Raw genomic sequence first — 20160 nt, forward strand, 5'->3', positions numbered from 1 at the left:
GCGGATCGGATGCTTCGCCGGAATCAACGACTCCAGGTTGATCAACGCCACCGCATCCAACTGTCTCGACACCTTACCGCGCATACCCACAGCTTATCTATGCCGCTGCCCCGGAAAAGGACTTTTTCAGCAGGGTGTTAACTTCTCCAGTCGGTCTACTGGTTGAGAAGCATACACGCGAGTGTCTATACAGATTTAAACTAAAGTAATCTTAGTTTAAAAGAGGCGATTCGCGGTTGTCAACCAAGTTACCAAACGGTAATGCTAACCTTTATAGAGAAACAGTTCGCATTTGTCTTGAACGGTTACTAACGCAGTGCTATTTTAGTTTATACCTCAAAACTTTGCTTGCAGCCATCTTCTTCATGGCTGTTCACTATAAAATGGTAGTCCTCAGTTACCTTCGGTCATTCTATTGTCTCTTTACTCTGTCCTTACGCCTCTAACGAAATCCTGACGCCACGGAGGGCGCCATGAAGCTGAAAATTGTCTACGCTGAAGACCATCAACTCGTCCAACAGGGCATAACTCATCTACTACAGAAAAACTCGGAATATGAAATCGTGGCCGCCGCCCACGATGGCGCTCAGGCATTGCGTCTTTGCGATCAGTTTCAACCCGACATCCTGCTGCTCGATCTCATCCTGCCCAAACTGAATGGTCTGGAGGTGATCCGACAGGTCAAGGCGCGCAGCCCCAAGATCGCCATCGTGGTGCTCACGATGCAGACAAATATCTCTTACGTCCTCGAAGCGCTCAAATCGGGCGCGAAAGGCTACATCCTGAAAGATTCTGCCTGGGAGGAGCTGCTCGATGGGCTTCGTACCGTGGCCAAGGGGCAGCGCTTTCTCTGCAAGGCGCTCTCCCAAAAAGCGATCGAGGCCTTGGTGGAGCATCCGCCCAAGGAAGAGGGTAACGTGATGGATACGCTGACGATGCGCGAGCGTATGGTGTTGGACATGGCGGCCAATGGCGCCTCGGCGGGGGAAATCGCGCAACACTTGGGTATCAGCCCTCGAACGGCGGAGACGCATCGTGGCAACCTGATGAAGAAGCTGGGGCTGCACTCCCAGACCGATCTGGTCCGTTTTGCCATCCGCCACCAGCTGATCGAGCTCTGAGTCCAAGGCTATTTCCGCTCTGGAATTTACCTCTCCCGTATAACCGCAACCGGCATGGTTGCGGTTTTTTACGTTTAAGCACCGTCTCTTTAGTTTTGTCGCTGATTTCCCAAGAGGCCGATTTTAAACCGTTTGTCACCAAAGTTAAACTGGCGTTTAATAAAAACGTAATTTTTCCATGCGTAAAACGTTATTAAGGATCTCGATATATTTGCAAAATGCTTTGTAAATTTTCCAAAAAGCAAGAATAACAATATCTCAAATCGTTTAATATCTGCATCTTAGAGGGCCTAACAGGTGTTAGTTTTTAAACCTAAAGTGATTTACAAACGTTCACTTTGATAGGTCATTTACGAAATTCATGACGTAAATATCTACTGGGCGATTTACGTAGGCTAGCGCATGTGGTTTGCGGGGGTCTACGCATAGGCTTTTAGCCCCAATTAGCCGTAATATAAGGTCTAAGATTTACGAATCACATTTCATGAATACGACCCGCTTCACGATCCTTCTCCGGATCATCTTTCTTCTCATTCTCGGAGCTTCCGCTTTGCGCGCGGAGTCTCCCATCTCCCTTAACCTGCAAGCCGCTTTGGTGGACCCAGTCACACGTGAGGTCCAACCCATGTCGGCCGATCACCAACTGGATCACGACGAGATCATTGAATACCAGCTCGTCGTGACCAACCGCGGCACCACGGAAGTCAAGGGCCTCCAGCCCATGATCCCCGTGCCCGAGTCGTGCGTCTTCACCGGCTACTGCGATGCCCCGGAAACGGTAAGCGTCGTGGACGCCTCGGGTGAAGCGCACGTGCTGATGCCGCTGCTGGAAAATGCCGAAGCGGCCAATCGCGAAGCCGTTCTCGCCACCAAAGCAGTCCGCTGGACGGTGGCCTCCCTCGCGCCCGGCCAAAGCCTCACCCTTTCCGCACAAGTCGTCTTCCTGCCCCGCCACCCTTCTCAGGTGCAACTCGCGCAGGACTAGTCCCCTCCCCAGTTAGCTTCTAACGCATCTCTAATCTTATGAACTACCTGTTCCAAGCATCCCAGGGCCGTATATCGGCACTCCGGCGTACTTTGGGAACTACCCTGGCGCTTTCCCTTGGGATGAGCGCAGGGCCTGTTCTCAAGGCAGCCTCTCCTGCGGGCGGCGTGATGGGCAACCAAGCCACCGCCACCTATCTCGACGAAAACAACGTCGAGCGTACCGTCACGTCGAACCTCGTCGTTACCACCATTCAGCAGATTGCCGGTCTCGACCTCGGCACTGGCGCCGCCCGGCGCACGTCCGCCGGTGGCCAGGCGGCCTTCCCCCACTCCGTCACCAACATGGGTAACGGGCAGGATGTCTTCTCGCTGGCCGCGGCCAATGTGGGCGGAGACGACTTCGACTTCACCCAGATCCGTATCTACGCCGACGTGAACGAAGACGGCGTGCCGGACAACACGACGCCGCTTACGCAGACCCCGGCCTTGAAGCCGGGCGAAACGTTTAGCTTCGTCGTGATCGCGCAGGTCTCCCCCGGCGCGGGCAACAATACTTCCGGCAACGTCAGCCTGACCGCCACCAGCGTTTACGACGCAGGCAGCTTCGAGTCGATCACCAGCACCGCCACGGTGACGCAAAACGCCGTCATCGCGCTGACCAAGGCGATCAACAACAACAGTGGCGCCGCCGGCTCTGGCCCCTACACCTACACCTTCACCTTTGCCAACTCGGGTAACCTGACGGCGACGGACCTGGAGATCACCGACGTGCTGCCGGCTGGCGTCACCTACGTGGCCAACAGCGGTCGCTTCAGCGGGACTGGGGCCACGGCCCTCGGCGATGCCGCCGGCTCGGCCGACGACCCCGTTGGCGCGGGCATCACCTACGAGGCCAACACGACGGTCTCCGTCGCACTCGCTTCGCTGGCCCCAGGCCAGTCCGCCCAAGTCTCGTTCCAGGTGACGATCGACGCCGGCGTAGCCCCGGGCGACATCATCAACACGGCGACTTACGAGTACGACGACGGTTCGGGCTCGGTGGTGACGGCCCAGCAGTCCAACGCTGTCCGCTTTACGGTGCTCGACGACGTGGCCGTGTCGATGGTCGGCGCAACGGTTCCGAGCGCGAGCCAGGGCGGGACCGTCTCCTTCACCAACGTGGTGACGAATGATGGCAACGGCCCCGACCGCTTCGACATCGTAATCGGTGCCAATACCTTCCCGGCCGGCACCACCTTCACGCTGTATAAGAACGACGGGCTGACGCCGCTGATGGACACCAACGGCAACGGTATTCCCGACACGGGCGTCGTCGCCTCCGGCGCTTCCTACAATGTGATCCTGCGCGTGAGCCTGCCCAACAACGTGGCTGGCAGCACCGGCTACACCGTGGCCAAGACGGCGATCTCGATCAACGACCCGTCGATCACCGCCACGGTCGTCGACACCCTGAGCCAGATCGTGGGCAGCACGATGGATGTGATGAACAATCTGGACGACCCGACCGCCCCTGGCTTCGGGCCCGGACCGGAAGCCCTCTCCGTCCTCTCCACCCCGGTCAACCCCGGCAGCACCACCCGCGTCACGCTCTACCTGAAGAACACGAGCAGCATCTCCGACAACTACCGCCTCCGCGTGAGTACCGACGGCACCTTCGCCGCCGAGACGCTCCCTGCCGGCTGGACGGTCAGCTTCGTCAATGCCGCCGGTGCGCGCATCAGCGCCACGGAAGTGCTCGCCGCCGGCATCAGCCAGGTGGTGTATGCCGATGTGACGGTCCCCGCTGGCACCGCCGCTGGCGAGACGTCCCTCTACTTCCAGGCCTACTCGCCCAACACGGGTGCCAGCGACACGCTGCACAACAGCATCCTCGTCAACGCGGCGCGTATGCTCTCGATCAACCCGAAGAACGAAGGCAAGGTCTACGCCGGTGGTTCGGTAGTTTATGCCCACTTGCTGCGCAACGAAGGTAACGTAATGGAAGGCGACGGTGTCGTCAGCTCCATCAGCCTCAGCTCCAGCGACAGCATGGGCGAGTTCACCAGCGTCGTCTACTACGACGCCAACGACGACGGCATGCTCGGCAGCGGCGATCCCGTGGTCGAAAACCTCGACGCAGTCGGCCCGCTCAACCCGGGCGACACGGTGCGCCTCTTCGTGAAGGTGTTCGCGCAGATCGGCGTGGCCCAAGGCGCCTCCAACGCCACCACCCTCACGGTGCAAACCGTCAACGGCAGCTACACGACGACTGTCCCTGCCCTCGTGGCCACGACGGACCTGACCAAGGTCGTGAGCGATCAGATCGTGCTGGTAAAGCGCCAGGCCCTCGACGTCGACCTCGATGGCGTCCCTGACGCGCCTTACAGCACCTCCCCGATCACCACCGGTGCCACGCCGGGCGTGAACGTGCTCTACCAGATCGTCGTGACCAACCTGGGCACGGAAAACGCCAACAGCGTGGAAGTGTTCGACGCCACCCCGTCGTTCACCACCTACACGACTTCGGCTGCCGCTGCGACCGACCGCGGCTCCGTCTCCAGCACGCCGGCCGACGGCGCTGCCGGGACGCTGGTCTTCGCGATCGGCACCCTGCAACCCTCGCAGACCGCCACCGTGACATTCGGTGTGCGCATCGAGTAGTCCCGACGTCTTGAGTCTCTAACGATTCACCAACCCGGGGGCGGGCCTCACCCGCCCGCCCCCTTCTCTCCTCATCGCCCGATCCTGCATCCTGCCATGATTCCCCTGCGTGCCCTCATTCTCACCTGGCTACTCGTCCTGCCATGCTGCGCCCTGCTCACTGCGCAGAGCCTGATCGAGAACACTGCCTGGGCAAATTTTGTGGTCGGCGATGCCTCCGGTTCCGTCTCCTCCGAGTCGGTTACCGTCACTTTTACCGCGACCGCCCGCTTGTTTGTGGGCGATGATCAAAGCCAGACGGCCAATCCTGGCGCCCGCGTCGTTTTCTCCCACTGGATCGAGAACCGCGGCAACGCTGCCGGCACGGCTACATTTTCCCTCTCCTACGATGCCGCCACCGTGGATACCTGGAGGCTCTTCGTCGATCGCAACGCCAATGGGCAGATCGATGTGGATGACACGCCCCTCTCCGCGGGGTGGCCGCTCACCGTCTTGCCTGGCCAGCGCATCGCCTTGCTCCTGCAGGCCACCGTGGCCGAAACGGTCGACTTCGACCAAACCCTTTCCCTTGTTTTGGGTGCCACCTCCGCCAACGGCTGGAGCGCCCAAGTCAACGATACGATCCGCATCACCGCGCCCCAGCTGGCCATGCCGCGCAAGATGCTGCTGCCCGGAGCCGATGGCACCAACGGCTATGCCGCTTTCCGCGTCGCCTACACCCGGGAGACCGAAAGCACCGCCGTCTCCCGCGATGTGATGATCGACGGCAACCTGCGCCGCGGCTTCCTGCTCATCGACCCGTTGCCCAGCGGCACCGAGTTTGTGAGCATCGAAAACGTAGCTGGCGGCCAAATCGTCTATGCCTTGCACGACGACTTCGAGGGCAGTTGGCAGACCTCCGCCAGTGGGCTGGAGCGTAGCATCGCGATGGTCGGCATCTTCATGCCCGCTCTGCCCGAGGTGGGCGGCACCGCCAGCTTCGACCTCACCCTCTGGGCCAACCCCGCAGTGGTGCCAGCGATCCGCAACCGCGCGTATCTCCTGACCGGAGCGCCCAGCGTCAGCTACCGCGAACTGCCGACGGAGGAAGTCGAGGCCGAGCTGACCGGAACCGCGCCCACGGTACGCTTCACGCCCACGGAGGATGACGACCGCCTGCTGGAAGAAGCTACGGTTGGGCTCCCCCTGGTGCTTAGCGCCTCGCTGGCCGCCTGCAATCTCGACCGCTTCGAGATCGAAACCACGACGGCAGTGATCACCGCACCGACGACCGGTGACCGCGAAACGGTCCTGCTCGTCGAGACGGGGCCAAACACAGGGATTTTCGTCAACGCCCAACCGCTGCCGACGGCCGAACCCGAAGAGGCTGTGACCGAAGCCGAAGACGGCGTGTTGGTGATTGTGGGCGATGAATACGCGACTGCATCAGTCGAGAGCTGCCTCAACGGTGGAACTGTCACGGCATTGATCTGGATCATCGAGCCCGGTATTGTCTTCGATTCCCTGACGGGTGATGCCATTGAAGGCGTATTGGTCCGCATGGTGCATTCCGATGGCGATAGGCCCTCGATCCAGACATTCGATGCTGCCAACCCGGCTCCGGCGTCACAAACGTCCTCCGCCTTCAGCGAGTCGATCACCGAACCCGACGGGGACTTCCTGCTGGCCTGCGGGACCGATGGCGGCCTCCACCTCATCGAAGTCGTGCCCCCGGCTGGATACGCCTGGCCCAGCGCGATGACAGAGCAGGAATTGCCCTCGTGGCGCCGGGTCGACCCGATGGGCTCCTACGGCAAAGCTTTCTGGCTCGCACATAGTGGCGATGCCGTCGATTTCGATATTCCGATCGACCCCAAGCCAATCGACGGCCTTTTCCTCGAAAAGCGTGCCGAAGACCCGACCGTGCAGGCGGGAGAACTCGTCCGCTACGAGTTGACGCTGCGCAACTCGACCAACGCCCTCCTCTCCGACGTGGTGATCTTCGACCGCCCGGCCCCGGGCTTCCACCTCGAGCGCGACACCGTACGCCGCAAGCTGGATGGCAGGCTGCGGACGTTGCCGGAGCGTCCCTACGCCCACAATGGCGGCTGGATGATCCCGGTCGGCAACATCAACTCGGGCGACACGGTGCAGATCGTCTACCACGTGCGCGTCGCCAACACCGTCTCCGAAGGCCGTTGGGTCAACGTCGCCCGCGCATTCTCCCGCGTCGACAACCGGGTGAACAGCAACCCGACCAGCGCTTCGGTGGAAGTGACGCACGAGCTGTTTGCCGCCACGCACACGCTGACGGGGCAGGTCTTTGCCGACCTCAACGCCAACGGCTCCCGCGAAAAGGGTGAGCCCGGCCTCGAAGGCATTGTGCTCGTAATGGAAGATGGCCGTATGGTCCGCACCGACCGCCAGGGCCGCTACCACCTCGACCAGATTTCCGATCACGTGCACTTGATCCGCCTCGACCCGGCGACCCTCCCCGAAGGCTGGACGACCAAGAGCCTCAACGCGCGTCAGGTGCTCGGCGGCATGGGCCGGATCCTCGAAGGCTTCCCGGGTGAGCTGTGGGTGGCCGACTTTGGCCTCATTGTGCCCGAGAAAGACCTCCCCGCCGTCCAGGAAGCGGCAGAGGCCACCAATGAACTTTCCCAGGCCCTGCAGCGGTCTTTTACCGCCGAAGATACGAGCTATGTAAACCGCGACATCGTGGCCCGCACCGGCCTGCCCCACTCCCCCAGCCAGCGCGCGCCCCAGCCGCCTGCACTGAGCAAGGAGGAAGCCGAGCCGTGGCTGGCCCAAGGTGCCGAAAAGGCCCAGGAACGCATGCCTAAGCTCGACCGCAGCCTCGCCATTCTCGATCTGCAGGATGGCCAGCGCGTGCCCCCCACCCTTGCCATCCGCGCCAAAGGCCAGGCCGGCGCCCAATACATCCTGCTCGTCGACGAGCGGCCGGTGGACCCGAAGCACCTCGGTGCCCGCGTAGTCGACCAGGAGCGCGGCATCGAACTGTGGGAGTTTGCGGGTATCCAGCTGGAGCCGGGCCGCCACACCATCGCCTGGGTGCAGCGCGACGGTTTTGGCAACGAGCGTGGCCGCGCCACCCGCAGCGTGTTCGTGCCGGGCAAGCCCGCTACGATCCGCCTGAGCCCGGTGGACCCGGTCGCCGCGCCCGACAGCACAACGGCTGCCGTGGTCGAATTGTTCGATGCCGAAGGCAACCGCGTCTTTGGGCGGCACGAGATCACGCTGGCCGACGAGGGGATCCGCTGGACCCAGCCCGACCTCGACCCCGCCGCGCCCGGCCTCCAGACGGTCGTGAACGACGGCCAGAGCGTCTTTACCTTCCGCAGCGCCGACGAAGTGACCCGCCAGCACCTCAGCGTGAGCTTTGGCGACCTTACCGCCACCGCCGAGCAGCGCTTTGCCACCGACGCCCGCCCCTTTATGCTCACGGGCCTCGTGGCGGCGGAATACGATGGCAGCGCTTTTGACTGGAAGCGCCACCACGACGCGGCCGAAGACCAACCGCTTTACCTGCCCGAGCGCCTCAACGGCGAAAAAGACCGCGTCGCGTTTTATGGCGAAGGCAGCATCTCCGAAAACGCCCAGCTGAAGATCGGCTACGATTCCGAGCGCGACGGCCTCGACCAGAGCCTGCACACGCTCGACGGCCAGGCCCGTTACCCCGTATTTGGCGACAATTCGGTCAATGGCTACGGGGCAGTCTCCCGCAGCCCGTGGTATGGCCGCCTCGACTGGCACGAGCAGTTTGCCGAATGGGGCGAGTTCACCGTGGGCTCCGGCCAGGCACCGTTCCGCGAGATCACGCGCTTCCGCCGCAATGTGACGGGCGTGCGCACCGAATTGAGCGCCGGTGGCTTCACCGCCTACGGCTGGGCCGCCGAAAGCAGCGGCGGGCTTCAAAGCGTCGAGCTGCAGGGCGACGGCACATCCGGCCCCTACGCGGTGGGCGAATCCATCGAGCCCGGCTCGGTCCAGATCACCTTGATCGTGCGCGACCGCGCCACGGCCAACGACATCGTGCGGGAAGAGATCCTGAACCGCTACCTCGACTACGAAGTAGACCACGAAAACGGCGAAATCTACCTGCTGGAGCCGCTCGCGAGCCTCGACCCCGACTTGAACCCGCAATCGCTGCTCATCACCTACGAGAGCACCTCCGACACCTCCAATGGCTGGAGCAGCGGCGGCGACCTCATCTGGGCGGGCGACTCGGGCCTGACGATTGGTGTGACGGCCACCAACGGCCTGGGCGAAGATGCCGCAGGCGACCTCTACGGCGCCTTTGCCTCCATCCCCGTGACCAGCAACTCCACCCTGGAGGCCGAATGGGCCACGAGCAGCGCCTTGAGCCCAGAGATGCAGTCGATCGACGGCGATGCCTACCGCTTTGACTACACCTGGTCGGGCACGAAGCTCGAAGCGGGCGCACACTTTTCCTCCATCGACGAAGGCTTCACCAACCCCTCTGCCGCCACGCTCAGCGGGCGCGACGAGGCCAGCCTCGACTTTGCCTACAACGTGAGCAACCGTCTGCGCCTGCAGGGCCGCAGCGTGTGGACCGAGCGCCCGCTGGAGGACGTGAAGCGCTTTGGCTACGAGCTTGGCGCCCAGACGCCTGTGGGCGACGACAGCCGCGTGGGCATCCTCTTCCGCCACGTGGAGCGCGAGGACGAATACACCAACGGGCAGGTCGATTCCAACGCACTGGGAGTGACCGCGCAAACCCGCCTCAATTTCTCGCTGCCGACCGACTTGAGCATCCAGGCTTTGCAAGACCTCGAACGCTCCGACGCGCGCCAGGTCAACTTTGAAGCCAACCAGGAGCTGCCCTGGCAGTTCCGCTCTTACCTGCGCCACGAGTGGACTTCGCAACCCGGGGTGAGCTTCGACCTCGACGAGCGTCTGCAGCGCCACACGACCCTCTGGGGCCTCGAACGTCGCCTCAAGGACGGCGGGCGGGCCTTCCACGAGCTGCGCGGCGAAGAGGAGTTTGAGGGCGGCAACCTCGAAAGCGCGCTGGGCATGCGCCGCCGCTGGACGCTACCGGGCGATGCCTCGGTCGGCACCACCTTTGAGCGCACCACGCCTTTGCGCGGCGACGAGCAGGCGAGCCTCGCCACCACCGTCTCCTACGAATCGGCCGACGATGCCGACTGGAAGGCCAATTCCCGCGCGGAATACCGCCACCGCGAAGACAGCGACCGCTATCTCGCCCAAGTGGGTGCGGGCCTGCGCCTGACTGAGCAGTGGACCGTCTTTGGCCGCGGCATCATGGTCTACGAGACTTCAGACCGCCCCGACACCGGTGACACCTATCGCTGGCGTGCCCTCACCGGCACGGCCTACCGCCCCGGCGCCGAATCTCCCTACACCTGGCTCGCCCGCTACGAGTTCCGTCAGGAGCACGAGCTGGATACCCGCAACATCCACCAGTTGATGACCGACCTGCACTACGAGGGTCGCGATTTCGACTGGTCGCTGCACTACGCACTGAAGTTCAACCAGGAAGACCTGGCGGACATCGGCAGCTTCGACCACTTCGGCCACCTCATCGGTGCCCGGGTGAGCCGCGACATTACCGAACGCTTCGACATCGGCCTGCGCGGCTACGTGCTGGCAGACGCCGGCGGCGGCCAACGCTACAGCTACGGCCCCGAAATCGGGGTGCGTCTGGGCGACAGCACGCGCCTCATTGCCGGCTACAACTTCAGTGGCTTCACCGACCGCGATTTCGACCGTTACGAAGATCATCAAGAAGGCTTCCGCATCGGCATCCGCTGGGCCTTCGACGAATCCATCCTTTCCTGGATCAAGCGCCGTGATTAAAGCCATGCCCCGCCCCCTCATCCTTTTCCTGAGCTGGATCGTCCTGGTCTTCGGCGCCCCATCTGCCATGGCCAAAGACTGCGTGCAAACCGGGTGCGTCAGCCTCGCCGGTCGCCTGCTCAGCGTCGACTCGACCAAGAGCCCGATCCTCAACGCCCTGCTGGGCGGCCTGCTCGGCACCAACGTCAACCTGACGGCAGTCGAATGGGATTCGCTGATGCAGGCCGACGTCAACCTCGTCGACTACCTCAATCTCCTGTCGGCCCAAGTCGGCGCAGGCGGCCCCGATCAGGTGTTGGAAAGCGACTTGACGCTGGCCCAGATCCTCAATGCACAGGCCGATCTCCTGACCGCCCAAGGCGACCTGGTCGCGGCCGGTGCCGCACGCAAGCTGGCACTCGCCACGCCGATCCGCACCATCCGCCTGAGCGAATACCTCGATGTCTGTGTGGAATGCGGGGAAGTAGCCGACGCACGTTTCAACGTCTTCGACCTGATCACCGGGGCCGTGCTCGTGCTCAATCACGATGCCGCCGTTACCACGCCGACTCCGATTACCATCAGCGGCAGCGCGATCGGCCTCGGTGGCGTCGTCAACCAGATCAAGATCGCCGTGGGCGGCACGCCCCCGCTCTACCGATGCGGCCCCACCGGCATGACGCTCTACGGTGCCGCCCTGCGCATCTACCTCCATGTCGACCTCGTCAACATCGGCCTCTCGACGCAGCTCTCGGTGCTCAGCCTGCCGATAGGCGTAACCAACCTCACCGCGCAGATTGGCCAGCTCGACCTTTATTTCGATCTGACCCCGGCCTCGGCCACCCTCGTGTCGGTCAATCCCGACACTCCCGTAGTGGAGCTGAACGTGACCCCCGGGATCACCAACCTGTATGCCGGCTACATCGACCCGGCGCTCTTTTTCGACCTCGACCGGCCCGTCAACCAAGCGACCGACCTGACGAAGGCCAAGATCGGCGGAGTCAATGTAACGGTCATCGGCATCCCCGTTGCGGCCAATATCAACGTGTCGGGCTACGCCTTGGGCACCGCCCCGTTTCAGGAAATGCTGACCTTCTTCGGGCCTTACCCGGAGGAGCAGACAGCCGGCACCAGCGCCGTCGTCGTCGATACGCTCTTGAGCACGCTCCTGCAGTCGCTGTCTCTGGAGGTAAAAACCGAGGCCCCACTGGTGGGCGGCTTGCTGAATTCGACCTTTAATCTCCTGTTGGGAGTGCTGGTCCCCGCCCTGCAGACGATTGTGCCGGACGTGCTCGATCCGATTCTGGTGACGATCCTCGCCGGCGTGGTCGATCCGCTGCTGCAGGCCCTGGGCATCGGGATTGGCGAAGCCGACGTATCCGTCAACGGCGCCCAGCAGTCCTGCACCTACAACCTGTCGGGCTACGTGTATCAGGATCTGGACGGCAACGGCACGCGAGGCTCCGATGAAAACGGCACGGGCCTCGCGCTCTACGCCAAAGCTATTTCCCTCGATGGCACCGGCACGACCGCACTGGCGCAAGCGACCGTAGACCCCGTCACGGGTAGCTACACCTTGACTGGGCTCAAAGCGGGCGCCTACCGCATCATCGTCGACGACAATGCGACCTTGAGCGACGTCACCCCGGTCGCGATCTCCGGCTACGCCTACACCGAATCCGGCAACGGCGAGCGCCTGACCGCCATTGGACTCGGCGGCGACCTCAACGGCATCAACTTCGGCCTCCGCACGGGGTATCAACTGCAAGGCCTCGCCTTTTACGACCACGGCATCGGTGGCGGCACCGCCTACGACGGCGTCCAGAATGGCGGCGAAACTGGCTACTCGGCGGCGCGCTGGAGCATCGTGCGCCAAGCCGACAGCAGTACGCTCGCCAGCGGCACCACCGCCGCCGACGGCAGCTTCTCGGCCTTCTTGCCGGGCGGGCTCGCGGCCAGCGAGATGATCGTCGTCACAGTCGAGCCAGCGCGCGAAACCGAGCGGGTAAGCGGCAACGCTGGCAACAGCGGCGGCAGCTTCAGCGGCAATACGCTTTCGTTCGCCTTCAACGCGGCCTCGGCCCCCTATACGGGCTTGCGCTGGGGCTTCGCAGACCACCCGACCTTCCAGCCCGATGCCCAGCACGCAGCCGCCCCCGGCGACGCCGTCTGGATCTGGCACCGCTTTACGGCGGGCGCACCGGGCCAGGTCACGTTTTCCGCCCGTGGGCTCGACAGCGAGACCAGCGCCGACACGGTCGCGCTTTTCCACGACCTCAACAAAAACGGAAGCTACGACGCGGGCGAGCCCTCTCTCACCGCTCCCATCAGCGTCAACGCGGGCGATGAAGTGCAAGTGCTGGTGAAATATCTCGTGCCCCTCACCGATGCCGACGGCGCACAGCACGCCTTTGCCATCGACGCGCAAATGGTCTTCGGCGCGACGGGGATCAACGCCACCCGCACCGTCAACGACCGCGTCTACATCTCCAGCACCGACGCGAACCTCGTCATCCGCAAGACGGTCGACAAGACGCTCGCCGCGCCGGGCGAAACGCTGACCTATACGCTCGAATTCGAGAATCTGGGCAGCGGTCCTGTGCGCCAGATCCGCCTGTCGGACCAGACTCCCGTGTTTTCCGTCTTTGTTGAAGCCAACGAGGTGCTTCTACCCGCCGGCCTGAGTGTCGACAGCCGCACCCTGCCATCGGTCAACGACAGCGGCCCCGTGCGCTGGGTCTTCGCTGGCGATCTCGCCCCCGCCGCCCTCGGCCGCGTGACCTTTAAGGTGCGAGTGGAGTGAGGGCCAAGACAACAAGGTTGCTGAAAATCGCGTCAAGGTATGCGATGCCGCTTTGCGGCAGCCAGGAATCGAACAGGAATACCTAAGCCCGTGAATCCAGAGCCAGAATCAAAATCATCCGTTGCGCTACGGTCAGATTTACCATTTTCTGTGACACGAAAAAAATGCCGCAAGTCACTGGTAATAAAGTGGCGGAGAGAGCGGGAATCGAACCTCACGCCACGAATTGGCGCGAGTTGACGCAGAGTGTCGCAAGGCCAAAACGCGCGAAGAACTCGTCGTTCACGGCGAGACAACTAGCCGATCCATCGTGGAAGCGTATCTGGAAAGTTTTGCCAGACGCGTTGGCCCTTGTTCATTTCCGCGTCCGTCAGCAGGCAGGTGTCGAAGCTTGCGCGCAGGCTGGCCTCGTCCATCTGGCCAACAAAGCCGATGACAACGATTTCCTGACGGCGGTCGCCGTGGGGTTCCGTCCAGTTGGTGTGGACGCTCTTCAGCTCGTCCTCGTCTTGCGGCCAGTAGTGACGCGGCACGGCGGCGAACCACTTGCCAGCGAGGCTGACGTCCGACTGAGCTCCGGCGCGCGACCAAAGGCCAACGTAATCCATGCGGGTGGCAAGCCAGAAGAAGCCTTTGGAACGGATTACGCCGGGCCAGTCTTGTGCAAACCACTGCCGCAGGCGCTGCGGGTGAAACGGCCGTCGAGCCCGATAGACAAAATTTGTGATGCCGTATTCTTCGGTCTCCGGGACATGTTCGCCCGGGGCCAGTTTAAGCCAGTCAGGTATCTGTTCCGCATCCTCGAGGCTGAACTTGCCAGTGTTGAGAATCGCACATGGATCTACTTTGCCACGTTCCATCTCAATCAGGTCGGCACGGCTGTTCAGGGCCTTGAGGCGGGCGATAATGAGCTGCTTCTCCTCTTCGGTGACGGTGTCAATCTTGTTCAGGAGGATGACGTCGGCGAATTCGACTTGGTCCACCAGCAGGTCGAGGATGCTGCGTTGGTCTTCGGGGCCCACGGCTTGCCCTCTGTCTTTCAGCCGGGCCGAGGTCGAGAAATCGCGCTGGAAGTTCGCCGCGTCAACGACCGTCACCATTGTGTCGAGGCGCGCAACGTCCTCCAGGCTGAAACCGTGTTCATCGCGGAAGAAAAAGGTTTCCGCCACCGGAAGGGGTTCAGACACGCCCGTCGATTCGATAATCAGGTAGTCGAAACGCCTTTCCTGCGCGAGGCGGCGCACTTCCGCCAACAGGTCATCCCGCAGGGTGCAGCAAATGCAGCCGTTGCTCATCTCGACGAGCTTTTCTTCCTGACGGCTGAGAGCAGCCCCACCCTCTTCCACTAGGCGGGCGTCGATATTGACTTCGCTCATGTCGTTGACGATCACCGCGACACGGAGGCCTTGGCGGTTGTTCAGAATGTGATTCAGCAGGGTTGTCTTGCCGGCTCCGAGAAAGCCGGACAGCACCGTAACGGGTAGTTTACGTGTGTGATTCATCATCTTCAAAAGGGTGGAAGGGTTCAGTAGGCGGCGCTCAGGCTGAGCACGAGGTGTCGGCCGGCTTCGGGTGCCACGTCTTTGAGGAAAGAGGTGTGGTGACGAATCGTGGCGTTGGTCGCGTTCTGCAGGGCGGCAGCGGCGATGATCTCAAACCGGCCCAGTCCCCAAGTGCGTTGCAGGCTCAAATCGAGGCGGTCGTAGGCAGGCGTGGCTGTTTCTGAGTTCAGGTCGGCGTCTCGCTGGGCTTCGGCATGGGTCCAGCGCACCCGCGCCTTCCAGTCTGCCCAGCGGTAGGTAGTTTCGAGCCAGTAGCGGAGCGGAGGAATCCGTGGCAAGGGGCCATCGTCGCCGTCTTGCAGGCGTTTATAAGTGGCCTCCACGGCGTCCATTCCTGCCTCAAGCGACAGGCCCTCCAATCCGAAAGCTGGGTCGAAGAGACGCGCCACCACTTCAAAACCCTTGCGTGTCGAGGGCTGCTGCCGGTGTTCGAAGATCGGGAGGCCGGTAGGATCGTCGGTGTACTCGCTGCGCTGGAGAAAGAGGTAGCGATCGTATTCCTGGTAATAGCCGGCGAGACTGACACTGGCTCGCGTGTGGATCCAGCTCAGTTCCAGCTCGGTCCCCTGCCCTTTTTCCGTCTCGAAGTAAAAGGAAGGGAACTGAAAAACGGACCCGCGCTCGAACAGCCCGGACGACACGTGCCCGCCGTTGCCGAAGAGTTCTTCCGCCGTCGGCGCACGCTCCAGCCACGTCTGGTGCAGGCCCAACTCCCAGCCGGCCGGGAGGCGGCGGGTGATGCTGGCGGCGTAAGTCTGAGGCGTGTAGCCTTTGCCATAGCCCGGAAAGTCGATCAGCTCCAACTCGTGGTGCTCAATGCGACCAGCGGCGACGAAGTCCCACTCGCGCCAGGAAGCGCTGAAGACGCCGAAGCCCGCCAAATCGGTCGATTCGGTCGCCGGGAAGACGGTGCCATCGCGATTGGTGGCGGAGCTGGAGCGAAAAATCTCGCGCTTGCCCTGCGCCCCCACCGCTAGACGCCACGGTGCATCAGGCAAGCTGAGCAATGTCTCCAACCGTAGTTCGTGCGTGTCGATCCCATACTGTGAAGCGATGCGGCCGGCATCCCGCTCGTCGTGCGCGTAGTCGGTATAGCCGAAGCGCAGGTGGCTGGTCAGTCCTTCGGTCCATTCCACATCGGCTTCGGTCAGGAGGCGATTCTGGCGCATGTCGATCACGGCAGAGTTGACGTCAACCGTGGTGGAGTCGGTGGAGTCGGCGTGACTGTGGAAGGGCACGCCATATTCGTTGCGGTAGAAGACTGCCCCGGCCGACACCTGCCATTTTTTGCCGGGATACCGCCACCCCACGAGGCCGGTTTGCGATTGCTGGTAGCTGTTGGGCAACGTGCCATCGGGGTTCGGTTCCTCGGTCAACTGGCTGTTGCCGTGACTATGGCCATGCGGCACGTCCGTCCGACGCGCAAGGCCCGGAATGTTGATGTCGCCCGCGCTGCGCGAAAGCCCTTGCACGCTCCACCAACCGGCCGGGGATGGAGTCTCTACCGCCAGATGCCCTAGCCAGCCGTCCCCCGCACTGTCGTAAGCGGCTTCAGTTTGGGCCGTGGCCCTCTGCTCCGTGTTGCCCAGCGGAAACAGGCTCGTCTCGGCATCGACGGCTCCGCCAACCGCACTGCCGCCGTAGAGGAGACTAGCCGGGCCGCGCACAATGGTAACCTTGCGGATCAAACGGGGATCCAAGGCAACGGCGTGGTCGGGACCAGCGGCCGAGGCGTCTCCCATTGCGAGGCCGTCGCCCACCATCTCCACGCGTTTGCCAGAATAGCCGCGAATGACAGGCCGGCCTACCGCCGGGCCGAAGCTGCTCGTATGGACGCCGGGCAACGCGCTCAAGGCTTCCCCGAGATTGGCGTAATCAGCCGCAGGCAGGGCGCTGCGGTCCACCTCCAGCGCAGGCTGTGGCAGCAGCGCCGACACGGCCCGCATTCGCTCGGCTTCCACCGCAACGGGGGCCAATTCCACCACTTCGGAAGCGGTCTCTTGAGCGGCAAGACTTGCCCAGGAGCCACCGAGAACAAAACCCCAGCGTAAAATATTACCTTGTAATACCACGCGGAACTCTTTTCTGATGTCCCCTCCACCTGCAAGCCATCTTTTATGCTTTTCTTTCGCTCCTTACTCTTGATTCCACTCGCCGCCGCATCGCTTCAGGCTGGGCCGTGGCAACGCTTCATCACCGGCCATGTGGATTTGCGGCTCGTCCATCACGAAGAGACGGGCCTGATCTTCCGTCCGTTTCACCCCGAGACAAACGAGGAGCTTGGGCTGAAAAACACCACTTTGGTCGCCCTCCCCGACGCCCAGACCGTACAGCCGTCAGGCGCGCTCTGGGCTCCCATTGGGGCGGCGGCGGGGCAAATCGTCTGGCTACTCCCTCAAACCTCGAACCCGGATCTTCTGTGGCTTGGGACGCGGGGGGCACTGGATGCAAACCTGTTGCGCCCCTTGCCTCCGGCCCCTGTTTTCGGCTCAGGCCAAGCTGGATTGCAGCTGATCGCCATGTCGGGCTCTGGGCCGGACGCCGGGGGCGAATTCGCGCTATATACGACCGATAATTTCGGAGCCCCTACCTTCCGCTGCAGCACCGTGGATGGCATCGATGAGGCAGACTTGATTGCGCCGATCAACGCCAGCTCGCACACGCACTACAACTGGTCGTTTACCGCCCCGGGCGACTATTACCTCACTTTCGAATGCTATGGCTACCTCCGTGATTCAGGGGAGCGGATCTCTTCGCAAGCCACCCTACACTTTCAGGTAGAGCCGAGCGACCCCATCCTCACCGCGCCGCTCCAGGCGAGCGCGGAAACGGGGGCAGTCGTCCTGCATTGGCAAGCGGATGCTACTGGTGGCCCAGTCACACTCTGGCAGTCTCATGACCTGCACCAGTGGACCATGCGCGAGGTCATCCCGGCGACAGGCTCAGCTCAGCAAGCGACGATTCCGGCTACAGACGAGCCGCTGTTCTTTACACTGCAAAGGCCGGAAGGCGAAGGGCTCTGATCAAGCGTGGCCGTGGCCGTGGTCGTGCACGTGCGCCTGCTCTTCGCCCTCGTGTTCGCAGACGATCTGCACACCGCCACAGTCCGGACATGGGTCCACCCGGTGGTGCGCCATAAAGGCATCCCAGTGTTCGCGCTGATGCAGGGAGATCACGCCCTGCCCACGGCACAACGGGCAGGTGTTGTCTAGGGCGGCCAAGATAGCCGCCCGGATGAACTGCGAGCTGTTTGGCAACTCCCGGATCCGCGCCGCAAGGGTTGGATCCGCCTTAAAAGATATGACCGCTTCTTTTTGCACCTTCTCTACCATTACCTATGAAGACCTCAGATACAACACAACTCGCATCCTCCAAGCGGGTCCTCGGCCTTGCCACGCTGCTCGTGGCGCTCACGTCTCCCACGTCCGCCGCCATCTCCTACCTCTCGGGCCACGGCGACATCGGGCTGGGTGAAGGCAGCGAACTGGAGCCCCACGTCCACCTCTCGGCCGGTGCCGTCGTCAACGGCAGCCCGTTGGCCGAAGAAGCCGAATTCGAACCGGGAGATGTGCGCATCGTCGTGCCGCAGAGCACCGCCGATTACATCACGTCCATCGGTGGCCGTCCTACCGGCACCGCCTGGGATCCCTTGGGCGCCAATGCGGGCGAGACCTTCTGGCTACTGCCCGAGACGAACGCGGGAGCAGGCGGTGCGGCCGCCCTGAATGCACCCTTCCTGGGCATTGGCGGCGAAGAGATCACGCTGGGCGCCTTCGACGACAACCTGTTCACCCTTTCACTCGTGAGCGCGTCGATGCCAGCCGGTGGAGACTTCTCGATCTATACCTTCGCGGGTTTCAACCCCTCCTTTTTCATGTCGACTGCCAACGGCATCGACAGCAGCGACCTGCTGACGCTCGACCTCGACTCTGCCGACCACATCCACGCTAACTTCGCGTTCACGCAGCCCGGGCTCTATTCGATCACCTTCGAGATTGCGGCCCTGCAAGGAGGCACGCCCGTCTCCACCCAAGCTACCTACAATTTTGCGGTGGTGCCGGAGCCTGCCACGACCGCCGCCCTTGCCGGGGCAGCCGCACTCGGCTTCATCGCCTGGCGCCGCCGCAGCCGCGCCACCATCGCGCGCTAAACCCGCATCAGAATTTTCAACCCAGCCCGGCGGCAGCTCCGCCCGGCTTCTCCCAATCGCTCTACATCATGCTCAAGACAATCGCGTTCTCCGCCGCGGCCCTGCTGCCGCTGGCTCAAAGCAATGCCAACACCTTGATCGGTGACGGCCATATCGACCTTAACCTCGGCTACTCCGCCGAAACGGGTTTCCAAGCGACCGGTAACTACACCGGGCCTTCTTTCCCAGACACTGTTTATTCGCTCAACGCCGCGGTCTTTCACCTCGACGAAGACGCCCAGATCGTTTCCCCCGGCGACTCGCTGGTCGGCTCCGGCTTTGGCGACTTCTCGATCCTCGGGCCCCAAGGCTCCGACGCCTGGCTGATCGACCAGACCCAGCAGCCCAGCGTGCCGTGGCTCGGCTTCAGCGGCTACGGCATCGGCGGCAGCCACAATGGCGCAACCAACGATCTGGCGATCTTCGATGGTGCGAGCATCGAAATCTCGTTTCTGGGCTTCGAAGGCCCTGCCGGCGCTATGTTCGGGATGTGGAATTATGGCGTCTTCGGCGGTCTCAATCCCGTATTCAGCAGCCACCACGACGTCATGATGGCCAGCGATAGCTTTATCCTGAACAACGGCCAGCACGTGCACTACGCCTGGGGCTTCAGCGAACCGGGCGAATATACGATCAACCTGGCCGTCAATGGTACGATCAATGGCATCGCCGTCCCCACCGGCACCTTCGACGTGCACTTCTTGGTCGGCGACGCGCCTCCTGCCGTGCCGGAGCCGCGCACGACTGCCATGCTGCTCGGCGTTTCCGCACTGGGCTTCGCAGTCTACCGCAGCCGACGCGCCCGCTAGCAAGTCCACGGCGCTCGTTTTTTCAGCTCAGCCGCAGCGCTCCTTGCGTATACTGCGGCTGCTTTTGCTATGCCTCATTCTTAGCGTAAGCGTCACGCCAAGCGCCGTCACTACGGGCTGGACGTGTAAGCTGTCATAGTTGTGATAGCTTTCATCGGTATGACGTTTATGACCGCGATGACTTCTTGCGCTTCAAGCGGCGATGTTTTGGGCCTTCGCCTTGGCT

Annotated in this window: 11 protein-coding genes; 8 read left to right on the forward strand and 3 right to left on the reverse strand. The window is 62.5% G+C overall.

Annotated features, from left to right (window positions below; translation table 11 throughout):
- Nucleotides 1-473 precede the first annotated feature (473 nt).
- From Q7P63_17460 to Q7P63_17480, 5 genes are all read left to right on the forward strand, one after another.
- On the forward strand, nt 474-1121 hold the full coding sequence (locus Q7P63_17460; GenBank protein MDP0501884.1) for a response regulator transcription factor: 648 nt from the start codon (nt 474-476) through the stop codon (nt 1119-1121).
- Nucleotides 1122-1746: 625 nt separating this feature from the next.
- Complete coding sequence (locus Q7P63_17465; GenBank protein ID MDP0501885.1) at nt 1747-2106, forward strand: hypothetical protein; 360 nt, start codon at nt 1747-1749, stop codon at nt 2104-2106.
- 122 nt (nt 2107-2228) lie between these two features.
- The gene (locus Q7P63_17470) at nt 2229-4748 is read left to right on the forward strand and encodes an NEW3 domain-containing protein (protein MDP0501886.1); all 2520 of its coding nucleotides are present in this window, start codon (nt 2229-2231) and stop codon (nt 4746-4748) included.
- A gap of 96 nt (nt 4749-4844) precedes the next feature.
- A complete protein-coding gene (locus tag Q7P63_17475; GenBank protein MDP0501887.1) occupies nt 4845-10592 on the forward strand; it encodes a hypothetical protein in 5748 nt (1915 codons plus the stop codon).
- A gap of 4 nt (nt 10593-10596) precedes the next feature.
- Complete coding sequence (locus tag Q7P63_17480; GenBank protein MDP0501888.1) at nt 10597-13374, forward strand: hypothetical protein; 2778 nt, start codon at nt 10597-10599, stop codon at nt 13372-13374.
- 296 nt (nt 13375-13670) lie between these two features.
- On the opposite strand, the gene zigA is transcribed toward Q7P63_17480, so the two are convergent.
- Nucleotides 13671-14876, reverse strand: coding sequence for a zinc metallochaperone GTPase ZigA (gene zigA / locus Q7P63_17485; protein ID MDP0501889.1), 1206 nt, complete (start codon nt 14874-14876; stop codon nt 13671-13673).
- Nucleotides 14877-14899: 23 nt separating this feature from the next.
- On the reverse strand, nt 14900-16918 hold the full coding sequence (locus Q7P63_17490) for a TonB-dependent receptor plug domain-containing protein (protein ID MDP0501890.1): 2019 nt from the start codon (nt 16916-16918) through the stop codon (nt 14900-14902).
- Between the two features lie 159 nt (nt 16919-17077).
- On the opposite strand from Q7P63_17490, the gene Q7P63_17495 reads away from it, so the two are divergent.
- Nucleotides 17078-17959 carry a choice-of-anchor M domain-containing protein gene (locus Q7P63_17495; GenBank protein MDP0501891.1) on the forward strand — a complete coding sequence of 294 codons (882 nt, stop codon included), beginning with the start codon at nt 17078-17080 and terminating at the stop codon, nt 17957-17959.
- Here the strand turns inward: Q7P63_17495 and Q7P63_17500 are convergent, their stop codons facing one another.
- A complete protein-coding gene (locus tag Q7P63_17500; protein MDP0501892.1) occupies nt 17960-18112 on the reverse strand; it encodes a hypothetical protein in 153 nt (50 codons plus the stop codon).
- A 161-nt stretch (nt 18113-18273) separates the two neighbouring features.
- On the opposite strand from Q7P63_17500, the gene Q7P63_17505 reads away from it, so the two are divergent.
- Nucleotides 18274-19086 (forward strand): choice-of-anchor M domain-containing protein, encoded by an 813-nt coding sequence (locus tag Q7P63_17505; GenBank protein MDP0501893.1) that lies wholly within the window; start codon nt 18274-18276, stop codon nt 19084-19086.
- A 68-nt stretch (nt 19087-19154) separates the two neighbouring features.
- A complete protein-coding gene (locus tag Q7P63_17510; GenBank protein ID MDP0501894.1) occupies nt 19155-19934 on the forward strand; it encodes a choice-of-anchor M domain-containing protein in 780 nt (259 codons plus the stop codon).
- The last annotated feature ends 226 nt before the right edge of the window (nt 19935-20160 follow it).

It is taken from the genome of Verrucomicrobiota bacterium JB022 (assembly GCA_030673845.1).
GTDB lineage: Bacteria > Verrucomicrobiota > Verrucomicrobiia > Opitutales > Oceanipulchritudinaceae > WOUP01.